This is a genomic window from Salinibacterium sp. NG253 (assembly GCF_015864945.1).
Lineage (GTDB): Bacteria > Actinomycetota > Actinomycetes > Actinomycetales > Microbacteriaceae > Rhodoglobus.
In genome coordinates this window covers 2,003,495-2,018,769 of sequence record NZ_JADYWF010000001.1, presented here as the reverse complement: position 1 = coordinate 2,018,769, position 15,275 = coordinate 2,003,495, and the positions used below count along the sequence as shown (strand labels likewise).

The 15,275-nt window shown below is 61.8% G+C and carries 15 protein-coding genes and 2 tRNA genes; 3 read left to right on the top strand and 14 right to left on the bottom strand.

Features of this window, described 5'->3' with window-relative positions; genetic code table 11:
- Positions 1-49: 49 nt before the first annotated feature.
- From I6E52_RS09675 to I6E52_RS09655, 5 genes are all read right to left on the bottom strand, one after another.
- Positions 50-655: a nucleoside/nucleotide kinase family protein gene (locus I6E52_RS09675; protein WP_197156716.1), complete on the bottom strand. Its 606-nt coding sequence runs from the start codon at positions 653-655 to the stop codon at positions 50-52.
- A gap of 80 nt (positions 656-735) precedes the next feature.
- A tRNA-Ser gene (locus tag I6E52_RS09670) sits at positions 736-824 on the bottom strand.
- Between the two features lie 65 nt (positions 825-889).
- Positions 890-2,188 (bottom strand): LCP family protein, encoded by a 1,299-nt coding sequence (locus I6E52_RS09665; RefSeq protein ID WP_197156714.1) that lies wholly within the window; start codon positions 2,186-2,188, stop codon positions 890-892.
- A gap of 45 nt (positions 2,189-2,233) precedes the next feature.
- A tRNA-Ser gene (locus I6E52_RS09660) sits at positions 2,234-2,318 on the bottom strand.
- Positions 2,319-2,406: 88 nt separating this feature from the next.
- Entirely contained in the window at positions 2,407-4,023 is a 1,617-nt protein-coding gene (locus tag I6E52_RS09655) for a PucR family transcriptional regulator (RefSeq protein WP_197156712.1), read from the bottom strand.
- A 133-nt stretch (positions 4,024-4,156) separates the two neighbouring features.
- On the opposite strand from I6E52_RS09655, the gene I6E52_RS09650 reads away from it, so the two are divergent.
- The gene (locus tag I6E52_RS09650; RefSeq protein ID WP_197156710.1) at positions 4,157-5,476 is read left to right on the top strand and encodes an aspartate aminotransferase family protein; all 1,320 of its coding nucleotides are present in this window, start codon (positions 4,157-4,159) and stop codon (positions 5,474-5,476) included.
- Positions 5,477-5,581: 105 nt separating this feature from the next.
- Here I6E52_RS09650 and I6E52_RS09645 read toward each other — a convergent pair whose 3' ends face one another.
- The gene (locus tag I6E52_RS09645; protein WP_307842476.1) at positions 5,582-6,403 is read right to left on the bottom strand and encodes an HAD-IIB family hydrolase; all 822 of its coding nucleotides are present in this window, start codon (positions 6,401-6,403) and stop codon (positions 5,582-5,584) included.
- Complete coding sequence (serS, locus tag I6E52_RS09640; protein ID WP_197156708.1) at positions 6,400-7,665, bottom strand: serine--tRNA ligase; 1,266 nt, start codon at positions 7,663-7,665, stop codon at positions 6,400-6,402. The genes I6E52_RS09645 and serS overlap by 4 nt, the downstream gene beginning before the upstream one ends.
- 37 nt (positions 7,666-7,702) lie before the next feature.
- Between serS and I6E52_RS14570 the strand changes: the two genes are divergently transcribed.
- A complete protein-coding gene (locus tag I6E52_RS14570; RefSeq protein ID WP_197156706.1) occupies positions 7,703-8,806 on the top strand; it encodes a diacylglycerol kinase family protein in 1,104 nt (367 codons plus the stop codon).
- Here I6E52_RS14570 and pheA read toward each other — a convergent pair.
- On the bottom strand, positions 8,790-9,755 hold the full coding sequence (gene pheA / locus I6E52_RS09630; RefSeq protein WP_197156704.1) for a prephenate dehydratase: 966 nt from the start codon (positions 9,753-9,755) through the stop codon (positions 8,790-8,792). The genes I6E52_RS14570 and pheA overlap by 17 nt on opposite strands.
- 24 nt (positions 9,756-9,779) lie before the next feature.
- Positions 9,780-10,586 carry a M15 family metallopeptidase gene (locus I6E52_RS09625; protein ID WP_307842475.1) on the bottom strand — a complete coding sequence of 269 codons (807 nt, stop codon included), beginning with the start codon at positions 10,584-10,586 and terminating at the stop codon, positions 9,780-9,782.
- 76 nt (positions 10,587-10,662) lie between these two features.
- Between I6E52_RS09625 and I6E52_RS09620 the strand changes: the two genes are divergently transcribed.
- Positions 10,663-10,947, top strand: a complete 285-nt coding sequence (locus tag I6E52_RS09620; RefSeq protein WP_197107051.1) for a GNAT family N-acetyltransferase — start codon at positions 10,663-10,665, stop codon at positions 10,945-10,947.
- A 34-nt stretch (positions 10,948-10,981) separates the two neighbouring features.
- Here the strand turns inward: I6E52_RS09620 and I6E52_RS09615 are convergent, their stop codons facing one another.
- From I6E52_RS09615 to I6E52_RS09595, 5 genes are read right to left on the bottom strand one after another with little or no spacing between them, the layout of a single operon-like run.
- Positions 10,982-11,737 (bottom strand): heme ABC transporter ATP-binding protein, encoded by a 756-nt coding sequence (locus I6E52_RS09615; RefSeq protein ID WP_197156702.1) that lies wholly within the window; start codon positions 11,735-11,737, stop codon positions 10,982-10,984.
- Entirely contained in the window at positions 11,734-12,792 is a 1,059-nt protein-coding gene (locus I6E52_RS09610) for an iron ABC transporter permease (protein WP_197121885.1), read from the bottom strand. Before I6E52_RS09610 ends, I6E52_RS09615 begins: the two co-directional genes overlap by 4 nt.
- A complete protein-coding gene (locus tag I6E52_RS09605; protein WP_197157068.1) occupies positions 12,771-13,820 on the bottom strand; it encodes a biotin/lipoate A/B protein ligase family protein in 1,050 nt (349 codons plus the stop codon). The genes I6E52_RS09610 and I6E52_RS09605 overlap by 22 nt, the downstream gene beginning before the upstream one ends.
- Before the next feature lie 33 nt (positions 13,821-13,853).
- Positions 13,854-14,315 (bottom strand): HIT family protein, encoded by a 462-nt coding sequence (locus I6E52_RS09600; protein WP_197122092.1) that lies wholly within the window; start codon positions 14,313-14,315, stop codon positions 13,854-13,856.
- Positions 14,316-15,242 carry an alpha/beta hydrolase gene (locus I6E52_RS09595; RefSeq protein ID WP_197121890.1) on the bottom strand — a complete coding sequence of 309 codons (927 nt, stop codon included), beginning with the start codon at positions 15,240-15,242 and terminating at the stop codon, positions 14,316-14,318.
- Positions 15,243-15,275: the final 33 nt, after the last annotated feature.

The window sequence follows — 15,275 nt, the reverse complement described above, 5'->3', positions numbered from 1 at the left end:
GCCTGTGGACGCACCGGTGCTAGCCAGCGCTCAGACGCCAGCCAAGCGCTCAGGCAGCAGCGATGACGGCATCCGCTCGCTGGCGCGTCGTGCGGATGAGCACAGCATTGGGTTCGTCGACCTCGGCAACCCAGCGGGCGGCATCCGCCTCCGAACGCCCGTAACGTTCGTGACGGGCCACGAGCCTGTCGCGCCGAAGGTCGTCATTGATGTCGAGATACCAGACCTCATCAAGCAGCGGTCGAATCGCACCCCAGCCGGCATTGTCGTGGAGAAGGTAGTTGCCTTCCGTCACGATCAACGGGGCATCGCCGGGGAGCAAAACCGCTCCAGCGATGGCGGCGTCGAGCTCTCGATCAAACCGCGGAGCCACGACAGCCTCCCCGGCACGCAACCGACGCAGCGTCGCGGCGAAGCCGGCGGCATCAAAAGTCTCCGGCGCACCCTTCTTGTTCCGAAGGCCCAGACGGTCGAGGTGTTCATTGGCGAAGTGGAAACCATCCATCGGAAGGATCGGCACCGCGAGCATCTCCGCGAACGTCGACTTACCTGCCCCGGGCGGCCCGACGACGCCAAGCAGAAAGGGCGCACCGTCTTTACGCTGGCTCAGCAACTCGATTCGCGCGGCCGCTTCGGCGACGGAGTAGATCTCCACGAGGTCCCTTCGCGATTGCAATGGTGGCTGGCCCTTAACGCAAGAAAACCCCTGAAAAATCAAGGGTTTTCTTCGCAGAGCGGAGACGGAGAGATTTGAACTCTCGGTACCCTTACGGGTACTCCACCTTAGCAGGGTGGTGCACTAGGCCGGACTATGCGACGTCTCCAGACGTACTCAGCAATCATAACCGCTCAGGAGCGGAACGACGAACCGAGCCGCAAATCGAACGATTTAGTAGCTGTTCGTGATCGTGCAGGTCTCATCCGCTGCGCTCTGGCCACGAATATCAAGAACCTCGGCTTCAACTTCAGGAGCAGCCGTTGCATTGGGGTCGGCCGACTCCGTGGCTTCGGGTTCCGTAGTCGAGTCAACAGAATCGGGGTTGACGTAGGACCCGATGTCGTCTCCAGCGTTTGCGAGCACGAACGGCTCATCGGCTGCGATCAAGGCAATCATTTGATCGCCCAGGTACGTGTTCGGCTGAACCTTGCCCGAGTACACGCCGACGCCACCAGTGGTACCGGGGTATTGCACAAACTGAACCGTCTCGAGCGGAACATCCTTCAACGCCAGCGCGATGGAGACGAGGGTCGGAATATCGCTGAGTCCAGTGGACAGCTGCATGTTGTCGATGGCGGCTTGCGCCAGGTTGTACAGCTTTTTGTAGTCGCCGAGCGTGTCTTCGCTCTTGAGAGTGCGCACCATCGAGGAGAGGTACACCTGCTGCGAACTAATGCGCGTGAGGTCACTACCGTCACCAACACCGTGGCGAGAGCGAAGGAAGCCGAGAGCTTCAGCACCTTGAAGCGTGTATGTACCTGCTTCAGGAAGGTTGATGTCTGCCAGCGGGTCAACGAGCGGGCCATCGATACAGACGGGAACGCCGCCGATTGCGTTGGTCATCTCGATGACACCTTGGAAAGTAATAACGCCGGCAAACTGGATGTCGAGGCCGGTGAACTCCGACAGCGTCAGGACGACACAGGCGAGACCGCCATACGACATCGCCGTGTTGAGCGCTTCGGTGGAGTAGTACTTGTTGTAATCGCCGTCCAGGCTCGGGCACTCAGGAATGCCGACAACCATGTCGCGCGGAAAGCTGATGGCGGTAGCGGATTGACCGTCTTCCGCGACATGCAAAATCATGTTCACGTCATTGAGTTCGCCAGATTCAACCGCTGCGGAGCCTCCGACGCCATCTTGATCGACTCGAGTATCACTACCCACGATGAGGATGTTGAAGCCACCCTCAAAGCTGCCGATCTGAGGCGGAGCACCTTCGGTTTCACCGATGAGGGCAACGGTGTCGCGCTGACTATAAATATTGTCAAAGGCCACAGCGCCAACTGCGGCACCACTGACCAACAGAACAGCGAGCGATGCGGCAACGACCTTAGCGATCGAGCCCCACGGTCCTGGCTTCTTCAACCGTCCGTGACGTGCCAGACCTTGGACTTCAGGCTTTTTCTTCGAGTCGGTGCGGTCGACAGAGCGCGAACGCAACTCTGAGCGCGGACGAAGTTCACTCATCGCACTCCCCTTTCTTTAGCCGGAAACAAGACATGACACGCAGAGCGGAGGGCGTGGGATTCGAACCCACGAGACATTTCTGCCCACCAGTTTTCAAGACTGGCTCCATCGGCCGCTCGGACAGCCCTCCTTGCGTGACGCAAGTTCAGAGTGTATCTGATGCCCGCAAGGCGTACCTGAAAGGCAGGCTAGAAGGCTCGAAATGGGGGTAGTGAGGTCTAGCCGTGCAGCCGAAGCGCCGCCCACACCTCAAGCCGCCCCTCGAACGACTCCAGATCGAGGTTCAGGATGCTCGCCGCCTGGTCGACACGCGACCGCACCGTATGCCGATGAACGCCGAGCTTCGCAGCCGTCGCGCCCCACGAACAATCGTTCGCAAACCAGGAGCGCAACGTCTCCACGAGAGCCGCCGAATGCGCGCTATCGAAATCGCTGAGCGGCGTGAGCACCCGGTGCGCCACTCGCTCAGCACCAGCAGACTGGAGCACCCCGAGCATCCCGGAGTCGCCAATATCGGCGAAATCAGTGAGCCCAGCCTGACCGCCGCGAGCGTAGAGGGCGCTGGTTGCTTGCCCGAGCGCTGCGCCCAGCCCCGCATAATCGACGGCACTGGAGCTGCCTGCCACGAGCTCGTGCTCAGCGATGAGTTGTGTGAGGTCTCGCTGCACGTCGGTCAGTTCAGAAGGCAGTGCGGAGAACTGCTGCTGCGCGCCCGCTTCAACGAGAACGACGACGGTGTCGCCGCGAACGGCGAAAAATGCGCTGCCGTCGGCATCGAGCGAGAGGGCGTCGAGGGCATCCAGTACGAAGTGGCTGTGGGTTTGCCGTGCAATCGCCACGACGCTCAGCGGCGCTACCGGAAGAGCGCCCCACACTTCGCCAGCAATTGCCTCGGCCGCGGCGACGTTGCCTGAGAGCACCAGTTCGAGCAGTGACGACCTCAGCTGACCACGCGTGGCATCCAGGGTGCGGTTCTGTTCAAGCGCAAGGGTGGCCATCGCGATCACGCTCGTCACGAGTTCGTTCTCAGCACGATCAAGAGGCACGCCGCGGCCAAGAGCCAGCGCACCGCGCAACTCTCCGTTCTGGCCGAGGGTCTGGATGGTGACTTGCCCAGAGTCGAGAGTGAAGGCGGTGGATGACCGACTGCCCTTGCGCAGCGCCCGCGCCACCTCATCCCTTACCGGCTGAGCAAAGCGAGCTGCGGAGCGTTGCTGGCCAGGAACGGGAATTGGGTGACCTGTCGCGTCGAAGAGCCCAACCCAGCATGAGAGTTGACGTTCGAGCTCGATGAGGGTCGACCGCAAACCTGTTGGTTTGAGGGCGGCGTGCGAAATGGCTTTGTGGGCAGCAATCGACCATGCCATGCGACGGCTGCGCTCCGCCGCGATGCGATCAGCGACTTCGCGGATGACCGCAATAAAGGGAACGCGATCGGGAACGTCAATAAGAGGGAAGCCCACGCGCGCACAAGCAGCAGCGAGCGCCTCTGGCATGCCTTGGTGAAGAAAGTGCGTTGCGAAACCGAGCCCGACAAGACCGGTGTCGATGAGGCGCTCAATGTAGGAGTCGTAGTCGTAAAGCTCAGCAGCTGCTCCGAACCCGAACTGCGCACCATCGGTGAGCAAAACATTGCCGCGGCTCAAGAACGGCGTCGGGTCGTCGAGGTCGGAGCTGTGCACCCAACTGATCGGAGCGCTCATTCTGGCCGTGAAAGCGGAGCTGAGTCTGGCACTCTCCACGGGGCTGGCGTTAGCGCCTGCGGTGGCGCTCACCTCGATCACGCTCAGTCGCAATGTGCGCCTCGTGAGCAGCCATTGAATTGTCGGGAGCATCCGGTTTCTCCCCTCATCGCCCTGTAGTCACATTATGTCGAACAATTGGTGATCTGGTGTACATATTGGCAGCCACGCGCGAGTGGCCGGCAGCAATAGTTGAGTCATTCAGCTTCGTCACGAAAGGTGCCCCATGAACTCCGCGCCCGCAACACCCCAGCACAGCAACGCCGACACCGTCGCGCTCGACCGCGCCCACGTATTCCATTCCTGGTCAGCACAGGGCGCACTCAAACCGCTCGTGCTCGAAGGCGGCCTCGGAAGCATGGTCTGGGACGACGAAGGAAACGAATACCTCGACTTCTCGAGCCAGCTCGTCAACGTCAACATCGGCCACCAGCATCCAGCAGTCATCGCCGGCATCAAGGCACAGGCCGACATCATGGCTACCGTCGCGCCGGCCCACGCCATCAACATCCGCGGCGAAGCAGCCCGCAAAATCACCGACCACGCGCCCGACGGCATGAACAAGGTCTTCTTCACCAACGGTGGAGCGGATGCCAACGAGAACGCCATGCGCATGGCCCGCTTGCACACCGGCCGCGACAAGATCATTTCGCGTTACCGCTCGTACCACGGCAACACCGGATCGGCCGTTGTCGCCACCGGCGACTGGCGCCGCATCCCCAACGAATACGCTCGCGCCCACGTGCACGTGTTCGGCCCCTACGAGTACCGCTCCGAATTCTGGTCGGACTCCCCCGAACAAGAATCCGAGCGCGCCCTGCACCACCTGGAGCGCACCATCCAAGCGGAAGGCGCCGAGTCAATCGCCGCGATCCTACTCGAAAGCATCCCCGGAACCGCTGGCGTGCTGACCCCGCCGCCCGGCTACATGGCTGGTGTTCGCGCGATCGCCGACAAGTACGGCATCCTGCTGATTCTGGATGAGGTCATGGTCGGCTTCGGTCGCACCGGAAACTGGTTCGCGTTTGAAGCGTTCGACGTGAAGCCCGACCTCATCACCTTCGCCAAGGGAGTGAACTCCGGCTACATCCCCGTCGGCGGTGTGATTATCTCTGACGAGATCGCCGCAACGTTCGACGAGCGCGTCTTTCCCGGCGGACTCACCTACTCGGGTCACCCCATCGCGGCTGCCTCGATCGTCGCGGCCATCACCGCGATGGAAGACGAAGGCATCATCGAGAACGCTGCCATGATCGGTCGCGATCACATCGGCCCCGGCCTTGCCGCTCTCGCTGAGAAGCACGACTGCATCGGCGACGTTCGCGGAAGCGGCGTGTTCTGGGCGCTCGAACTGGTCGCCAACCGCGAGACGCGTGAGCCTCTCAGCGCGGCTGACATGGGCCGCATCAAGGGTGCGCTCGTAAAGCGCGGACTGTTGCCGTTTATCGCCGACAACCGCATCCACGTCGTACCGCCGGCTGTCGTGACACCCGACGAAGTTGCGCGCGCCATGGCCATCTACGACGAAGCGCTCAGCGAGTTTTAACAGAGTTCTGCGCCGAAGGGGTTCAGCGCAGAAGCGGGTGGTTTGGCCGAGCTCGGCGTTCGGGCTCGGGCTCGGCTAAACCTCGCTACGGCGTTCTACGGCTTGCTACGGCTTGAAGGCGGCAAGAACGAGCGCGGCGCCGTCGTTGATATCGCTCTCAGTGACCTCGTTGGCGACCGCCAGCACGTCATCCGGAGCCTGACCCATTGCAACACCGCGGCCGTGACGTGACGCCCACTCGAGCATGTCGATGTCGTTGCGACCATCACCCATGGCGAGCACTCGCGTGCGCGGGATGCCGAGACGCGAACGCACATTTTCGAGCGCCGTCGACTTGTTGACGCCATCGGGCGCGATGTCGAGCCAGGCAGTCCAGCCCACGTTGTAGCTGACCTTGTGAAGGCCCATTTTTTCGACAACCGAGAGGAAATCATCGACTTGGTGTTGGGGTGAGATCACGACAACGCGAGTCGCTTGCACCTTGACGAGCTCCTCGAACGCGACATCTTCACTCACCGCACCAAGGGCGCCATCGGGGAACTTGCCGTTGACAAAGAACTTGCCCGTCGCATCCTCAACTGCGTAGTTCGCCGAACCCAAGTGCTCCTTGATGCTCGTGAGCACCTCTCTGGGGTTGAACATCTCCACAAATTCGCGACTGTAGCCGCCCTCGCCCATCGGGTTGCGCTTGAGCGTGATCGCCCCGTTCGAGCAGACCACGTACTGCGGCTTCAGCCCGAGCTTCTGCAGAATGGGCAAAGTCATGGCAACCGAACGACCGGTGGCCAACATAACTTCGTGCCCGGCATCTCGAACCTTCGCGACCGCCGCAATAACGGCGTCGTTCATCTCGCCCGACTCGAGCAGCACAGTGCCATCGATGTCGAGTGCGATCATCCAGCGGTCATCCTGCGCTGCGGTTGTCACGCGATTGGCTCCAAAATTTCAAGGCCACCGAGGTAAGGGCGAAGTGCTTTCGGCACCACGACCGACCCGTCGGGCTGTTGGTGGGTTTCAAGAATGGCAACCAGCCAGCGGGTGGTTGCGAGAGTTCCGTTGATGGTCGCTACCGGGGCGGTCTTGCCCGACTCGGTGCGATAGCGGATGTCGAGACGGCGCGCCTGATAAGTCGTGCAGTTCGAGGTGGACGTGAGTTCGCGGTAGGTGCCCTGAGTAGGGACCCAGGCCTCAATGTCGTACTTGCGAGCAGCGCTCGAACCGAGGTCGCCACCGGCAACATCGATCACGCGGTAGCTGAGCTCACACGCCTGCAGCATCGATTCTTGGAACGACAACAGGCGCTCGTGCTCGGCCTGAGCATTCTCGGGTAGCACGTAGCTGAACATCTCGAGCTTGTTGAACTGGTGCACACGCAGAATGCCGCGGTTGTCTTTGCCCGCAGAACCGGCCTCACGGCGGTAACAGGTCGACCAACCGGCGTAGCGCAGCGGGCCCTTCGAGAGATCGAGGATCTCGTCGGAGTGGTAACCGGCGAGCGCCACTTCACTCGTACCAGTGAGGTACAAGTCGTCGGCGGGCAAGTAGTAAATCTCGTCGGAGTGCTCACCCAAGAACCCGGTGCCGGCCATCATCTCGGGGCGCACGAGGGTTGGCGTGATGAGCGGGATGAAGTCGCCAGCGATAGCGCGATCGAGAGCCATGTTCATCAGGCCGATTTCGAGTCGCGCACCAACGCCCTTGAGGAAGTAGAACCGGCTGCCCGATACCTTCACGCCGCGGGGAATGTCGATGGCTCCCAGGATCTCGCCGAGATCAGCGTGGTCGCGGGGCTCAAAGTCGAACTTTGTGGGAGTGCCAACTTCGCGCACGAGCTCCCAGTCATCCTCGCCGCCAACGGGAACGCCCTCAACAGCAATGTTGCCGAGTGCACCGACGATGCGAGTGAACTCCGCCTCAGCCTCGGTGGAAACCAGCTGAGCGGCCTTTACCCGAGCAGCCAGCTTCTGAGCCTCAGCGACGAGCGCCTTCTTCTCTTCGGATGGCGCCTGAGCAACCTTCTTGCCGAAGCTGTTTTGCTCGGCCCGGAGCGCCTCAAATTCGCCAATACTGGCGCGACGCTTCTGGTCGGCGGCAATAGCATCGTCGACCAACTGGACTGAAGCTCCGCGCGCGATTTGCGACTGCCGCACGGCTTCAGGGTTTTCTCTAAGAATTTGGGGGTCAATCACCCCTACAGCCTACCGATTCATGGCGTAGCGTTTATCTGTGCCCACCCCTCGAAACTCAAAGCCTAAAGTTGCGGTTGTTTACAACCCCATCAAGGTCGATCTTGCGAAGCTCAAGAAGATGGTCGCTGCTGCGGCGAAGGCCGCCGACTGGGCTGCCCCCATCTGGTTTTCCACGACCAAGGAGGATGCCGGCCAGAACGTCACCGGCAGTGCGATCCGTCGTGGTGTCGCCGTGGTGATCGCTGCAGGCGGCGATGGCACCGTGCGTGCTGTGGCCGAGGCCCTCGGGGGCAGCGGAGTCGCGTTGGCTGTCGTCTCGGCGGGCACAGGCAATCTCCTCGCTCGCAACTTGGATCTACCAACAGGCAGCATCCGCGACAGTGTTGAATTGGCCTTCCACGGTGCAGACCACGCCATCGACCTCGGCATGGTCGAAATTGTGCGGGACAACGACGAGCACGAAAAACACGCCTTCTTGGTGATGGCAGGCCTAGGACTCGACGCCAAGATGATCAAGAACACGAGTACGAAGCTGAAGAAAGCTGTCGGCTGGTTGGCCTACGTCGACGGCATTGCACGGTCCATTCCCGAGCTGAAACCTGTGAAGCTGCGCTTCAGCGTGGATGGCTCCCCCAATCGTTCCCTCAGCGCGCACACCGTGATCATCGGCAATTGCGGATCACTGCCCGGTGGTTTGCTGCTGATGCCCGAAGCCCAACCCGACGACGGCATCCTCGATATGGCCGCGCTCATACCTCGCGGTCGTTTCGGGTGGCTCAACATTTGGAACAAGATTGCGTGGGAGAACGGCGTGCTGCGCAAAAGCGCCATCGGACGCCGCATCATCGATCTTTCCCAAGACGTGCGTGATGTGCGCTACGCCAAGGGCAGCGACCTCAACATGATCGTCGATAACCCGGAGGAGTTTCAGCTCGACGGAGACGACTTCGGTCTCGCCAAATCAGTGCATGCCTGGGTGGAACCCGGCGCGCTCATTGTGCGAGTACCGAAGGTTCACACTCGCGCCGAAGTACGGGCTCATTCCAAGGCGCGTTCACAAGCGCGCACAACTGCGCGAACCACAGCGCGCACGACAGCTCAGGAAAAAGCGCGAAGCAAAAAGGCTACGGCTCGCGAGTAGCCGAAGGCTCGTTAGTGGTGATGGCCCGCAACCAGTCGCGTGCCTCAACAAACACATCGTTGCCGTAGCGCGGCGTTACCGTCGTGGCGAGCTTGTCTGCCCGCGGGTAGCTGCCCAAGAAGATGACGTTCGGGCTGAACCGCTTCAGACCGAGCAGCGCGTCTGCCACCCGCTCATCGAGGATGTGACCCTCAAGGTCGATGACGAAGCGGTAGCGGCCTAGCTCGTCACCAATCGGCCGCGATTCGATGAGGCTCATGTTGACGCCCCGCGTCGCAAACTGCTCAAGCATTTCGAGCAAGCGACCAGGAGCGTTGTCGGGGAGTTCAACGATCACGCTCGTCTTGTCTGCGCCGGTCGGCTCAGGCAATTCGGTGTTCGACGAGACCAGCACAAACCGCGTCACAGAGTTCTGGTTATTCGCAATGTTCTCAGCGAGAACCTCGAGCGGATAGTGCTCGGTGATTCCGGGTGGGGCGACTGCGGCATCCGCAATGCTGTTGTCGAGCAAGGATGCGGCAGCGGCAACGTTGGAGGTCGCAGGGATGTAGCCGTGTTGGGGAAGCTGGGCATCAATCCAGCGCCGCGTTTGCCCGTAGGCAACCGGATGCGCGTTCACCGTCGTCACGTCGGCGAGCGCCGTTCCCGGCCGGGCCACGAGCACGAAGTTCACGGGCACCAAGTATTCGCCCAAGATCCGCAGATTGGGGGTGGTGGTCAAAGCATCTTGCGTGACACTAACGCCACCATCGATCGAGTTTTCGATCGCGATCATCGCGGCAACGCTGCGACCGCTCGTGACATCGTCGAGAGCTTCGCCAACGTTGTTGACGCTCTTCCAGTGGGCACCAACCGCTTCGGGAACCTGCTTAAGCGCGGCCTCCGTAAAGGTTCCGGCAGGCCCGAGGTAGCTGTAGCTCACAGTGTCGGGGTGCGGCGTCGAAGTCATGACACGAGTTTAGGGTGCCAGCGGCTAGCCGTAGTTCGGTGCGGCAGGCAGCCCAAAGAACTCTTCCAAGGTTTGGATGCCCGTGCTATGAAGTTCAGCGGCAAGTTCCTTGCCCACGTAGCGCATGTGCCATGGCTCGTACTCGTAACCGGTGATGTCGGTTTTTCCCTCGGGATAGCGGACAGTGAAGCCGTACTTCCAGCCATTTTCCGCCAACCATTGCCCCTGCGGGGTGTCACCAAAGCACTGGTCAAGAGTGCAAGTCGCAGGCGACGCACTCACGTCAATCGAGAGACCGGTTTGGTGTTCGCTGTGGCCTGGGCGCGCGCTCGTGAGGTCTGCCGCCTCTTGCCCAAGGCTTGATACCCAGCCGGCATAGACGCTCTCTTGAGACCAGTAGCTGCGGTAGGAGCTCTGCGACTGCATCTGAAGCCCGGTCTCGGCTTCGAATGCGGCAAACATTTCGATGACAGCAGCGGCAGCATCCGGCGTCAAGTAGGGCTCATACACGTACGGCACATCGACGAACACGAGGCTCGGTTCGTAGGTTTGCGGGTTGAGCGGGCGAAGCTTGTTGGCGACGACCCAGAGACTGCTCGCATCGTCGATGGAGAACTGGGCTTTGTCGAACGTGGGCGTGGGGGTAGGCGTCGGGGTGGGAGTGGGCGTCGGAGTAGGCGTGCGCGTTGCGGTCGCAACCGGCTCGGGACTGGGCTCAAGCGCGACAAACGAAGCCACTGCGGCGATAACGATCAGCACGAAACCAGTGACGGCGATGATGATCAATCGGCGGTGCGACCCGCCGGAACTGGGGGGAGGAAAATCAGACACCCGTCGATACTATTCCCATGCTTTGACGCGCCGCAGAACGCATCCCCAGCAGAGATACCGCGACTAGGCTTTGGTCATGGCCAGCGAAGTTATCCACGACCCTGCAATGCACCGGTACGAGTTGCTTGTCGATGGTGTGCAGGCCGGACTCGCCGACTACCAGCTGCGCGACGATCAGATCGTTTTTGTGCACACCGAGATTGATCCCAAGTTTCGGGGCCGAGGTCGCGGCAGCGAACTAGCCCGCGGCGCCCTCAATCTGGTGCGTGCCGAAAGCGAAACCCGCGTCGTGGCAAAGTGCGAGTTCATCGATAAGTTCATCACCGATCACCCCGAGTACCGCGACCTTCTCAGCCGCTAGTCGCTCTTCGCGGCTGGTCTGTCAATCGCTGCCGTCAGCGTCGGGGAACGACTACCGGATGCCCACCGACGTCGTGCAGGTCGACAGCGAGGCCATACACGCGCTCGACCCGCTCGGCGGTGAGCACTTCACTGGGAGTACCGATCGCGTCGAGCGTGCCGTGCGCAACGAGGGCGAGGCGGTCGGAGTAGGCACCGGCGAGGCTGAGGTCGTGGAGTACGACCACGACGGCACGGCCATCGGCGGCCATCGAGCGGGCGACCCGCATCACCTCTTCTTGGTGGCGAAGGTCGAGCGCTGCGGTCGGCTCATCTAAGAACACGACGGGGGTGTGCTGAGCGAGAACCCGCGCGAGCGAGACGCGCGCCTTTTCGCCACCCGACAGCGTGGTGAACCGGCGCTCGCTCAGGTGGGCAACATCCGTGACAGCAAGAGCATCATTGACGACGGCAACGTCGTCACGGCTATCCGGGGTTCGCGACCACGGGCTTCGGCCCATGGCAACGACTTCAGACACCCGGAAGGGAAAACTGACTGTGTTCTCTTGAGTGAGCACGGCGCGCAGGCGAGCGAGCTCTGCATGTCGGATGCCGCCAATATCCCGCCCGTCAATGGTCACGGTTCCGCTGTCTGGCTTGCGGTCACCGCTCAACACTGAGAGCAGCGTCGACTTTCCGGCGCCGTTCGGCCCGACGAGTGCGAGGACTTCGCCGGGAGCCACGTCGAGGCTGACGTCGTCGAGGATGGCGCGAGAGTCGAGTCGGACACTCACGTTGCGTGCACTAATCATGCCCACCCTCCGCTCTGTCGTCGTTGGCGGAACAGGAGGTAGAAGAAGAACGGGCCGCCAATGAGCGAGGTGAGGAGGCCAATCGGCAGGTCGCCGCCGGGCACGACGGAGCGGGCGAGCAGGTCGGAGAGCACGAGCAGCACTGCGCCGCCGACAGCGCTGGCAATGATGAGCGGGCGATGGGCCGGCCCAATCGCCATGCGCATAGCGTGCGGCACGACCAGGCCGACAAAGGCGATGATTCCCACGAACGCCACGGCAACGCCGGTGAGAAGCGCGACGATCACGATCGAGACGATGCGCAGGCGCTCAACGTTCACACCGAGGTGACGAGCGTTGCGCTCCCCCAGCGCGAGCAGGTCGAAGGGGCGCGCGAGAACCACGGCGGCGACGAGACCGATCGCGGTGACGAGCGCCACGATGAGCACTTCGCTCCACCGCGAACCATTGAGCGAGCCCAGTTGCCAAAACACGATTTGTTCGCGGCTGCCCGAGTCGGCGACGAACAGCAAGAACGCGAGACCCGCGCCAGCAAAGGCGTTCACAGCGATACCGGTCAACAGCAGCGTCACCACTTCGGTGCGGCCGTTGGCGCGCGAGACGAAGTAAACCAGCAGCGTAGCGAGCAGCCCGCCGACGAAAGCGAAGAGCGCAATCGCACTGTCACCGAGCGCGGCAACTCCCACTACGATCGCAATCGCGGCGCCCAGAGCGGCACCGGATGAGACTCCCACGACGCCAGGCTCCGCCAGCGGGTTGCCAAAGATGGCTTGCATCACAGCACCGGCAACGGCGAGTGCTGCACCCACGACCATGGCCATCGCAATCCGGGGAAAACGCACCACCCAGAGCGTGGATTCCACGATGGAATCGGTGGGTGCCCAGGCGTTCTGGATGCCGAGCGAGCGCAGCAGCGATCCGCCCACTTCGGCAGGACTCACCGGAAGTTGCCCGAGCACAGCCGACGCCACGATGCCGCCCAGCAGCAGCGCGGCAAGGGTGAGCGTGAGGGTCAGGCCGCGGAGGGTGGTGTTCACGGAACGCGCTGCAACCATTCTTCAGTGCCGAATTTTTCGGTCACGAGTTCTTCAGCACGAGCGATCTCGTCGCTGGTGAGTTCGCTCTCGGTGAGACCGTGCAGCCCTCGGAAGGTGGCAACCATGGTGTCGATGATGTCGGCACGTTCCATGCCGGTCTGGCTGCGCAGCGGGTCGACTCGCTTGGCGGCAGACTTGGTGCCTTTGTCGCTCATTTTCTCGCGACCGATGCGCAGCACCTGCACCATCTTTTCGCCATCAATGTCGTAGCTCATGGTCACGTGGTGCAGCACAGCACCAGCACCGAGACGCTTTTGGGCTGCCCCGCCAATCTTGCCCGTGGGGCTCGCAATGTCGTTGAGGGGTTGGTAGCTGGCGTCGATGCCGAGTGATTTGAGGGCGATGATGACCCACTCGTCGAGGAACGCATAGGAGTCGGCGAAGGTCATGCCCTGCACTAGCTCGACCGGGGCGTAGATCGAGTAGGTGATGACGGTGCCGGCTTCCATGAACATGGCGCCACCACCCGAAATGCGACGAACGACCTCGAAGCCGTATTTCTTCGCGTTCTCAAGGTCAACTTCGTTGCGCAGAGACTGAAAGCTGCCGATCACGACGGCGGGCTTGTCCCACTCCCAAATGCGCAGAGTGGGTTGGCGGCGACCGGAAGCAACCTCTTCAGAGAGCACCTGATCCATCGCCATCTGCATGCGCGGTTCAAGAGGTGGCCCGGTGACGATCTGCCAGTCGTAGTCTTTCCAGGTTGTGGCACGTTGCAGTGCACGACGGATGGCCGTGGCGACCGATTCGGCAGAGAAACCGAGCATCACGGTGCCCTCGGGCAGCGACTGCTGAATCGCGGCCGTGATGGTCTTCGCGTCAGAGTTGGCGGCGAGCCCGTTGATGGCGGCGTTGATGTCTTCGAGAGCGTCATCTGGCTCAAGGAAGAAGTCGCCGGCGAGCCGGAAGTTGGTGATGGCGTCGTCGACAACGTCGAGATCGACCACTACGAGCTTTCCACCAGGCACCTTGAATTCGCCGTGCATCACTCACCCCTGTCTAGTTGTACTGAATCCAGCCTACTGGGCAGTGTCAGCCTGCGGAATTGACCAGTCGAGCGGCGGCACGAACTCACCATGACCGTGCTCGATCATGCGGGCCCGCAATCGCTGAAAAGCTTCGTCCAGAGCCGCAGCGCCCGGGTCACGGTTGATGCCCGTGTGGCTGTATTCATACACATTCCACGACGGCCAGACGTGCAAGTGCGCGTGCGGCACCCGGTAGCCCTCGAACATGAGACCGACCCGGTCGGCATCCCACTCATCACGCTGGGCAAGGCCGATGAGCCGCCCGACCCGGAAGATGTGCATCGCGAGATCTTCGTCGAGCTCGCTCCACCGATCAACCTCGAGGCGCGGAATCACGAGCACATGCCCCGGCTTGCGGGGCTCGATCGTGAGAATGGCGAAGACACGGTCATCCGCCCAAATAAAGCGCCCGGGCGAGCGGCCGTTCAGAATCTCAGTGAAAATTGATGCCATTTATTTGGGTTCGGTCGCCTCGGGGTGGGCTGGCGCCGGAGGTGTCGCGTCAGGATGCACGGGCTTGAGCCGAGCATCGAGCCACACCACGAGGTCTCGAATGACGTCGTCTTTGTTGGTCTCGTTGAAGATTTCGTGGCGGGCACCCGGATACACGATGGCCTCAACGTCGGTGAGCTTGGAGCGCACCACGTAGTCGGCAGCGAGCGCCTCGATGCTGGCTTCACCGCCGAGCGAATCTTCGTCACCGATCATGATGAGGATCGGGATGTCGCGCTTGAGGTGTTTGGCCGGACGACCGAGCAGACGCATGCCGTCGATGGGGCCGAAGAGTTTGAGAGCATCCGCGTAGAACGTCAGCGGATCGTGCACGAAGTCTTCGGCGACCTGCGCATCGCGACTAAGCCATTCGTAGCCAGTGGTGCCGAGGTCTTTGTGCTTGGCGTTGAGGTTGCCGCTGTTCATGTGGGCAAAGGTTCGGTGTGCGGTGCCGGTGAGGATCGCCACTTCGTATTCGTCGGCGTGGTGATTGAGCACGTCTTGCACCATGAGGGAGCCCCACGAGTGACCGAGCAGCGCCAACGGAAGGGTGGGGTTCTCGGCCCGAATGATCTTCGTGAGGTCGCGGATGTTTTCGGTCGCCGCCCGCAGGCCGCCCTTGCCGAGCTTGCCCAGTTTGCTGGCGTCGCCCGCGTTCTGGTCGAGACCGGTTGCACCGTGCCCACGGTGGTCGTCGGCATAGACCGTGTAGCCAGCAGCGACGAGCGCTTGGGCGAGATATTCGTAGCGGCGGGCGTGATCGCCGAGGCCGTGCGTGAGCTGAAGCACCGCATGGGCTTTGGGCGACTGCCACACGTAATAGTGAATCGTCACTCCATGGGCATCCGTGTAGGAGTGATCAGTTCGTGGCACCGTGAACTTGGGCATTGGGCCTCCTTGCTGCCTCCATTCTATGGCGGC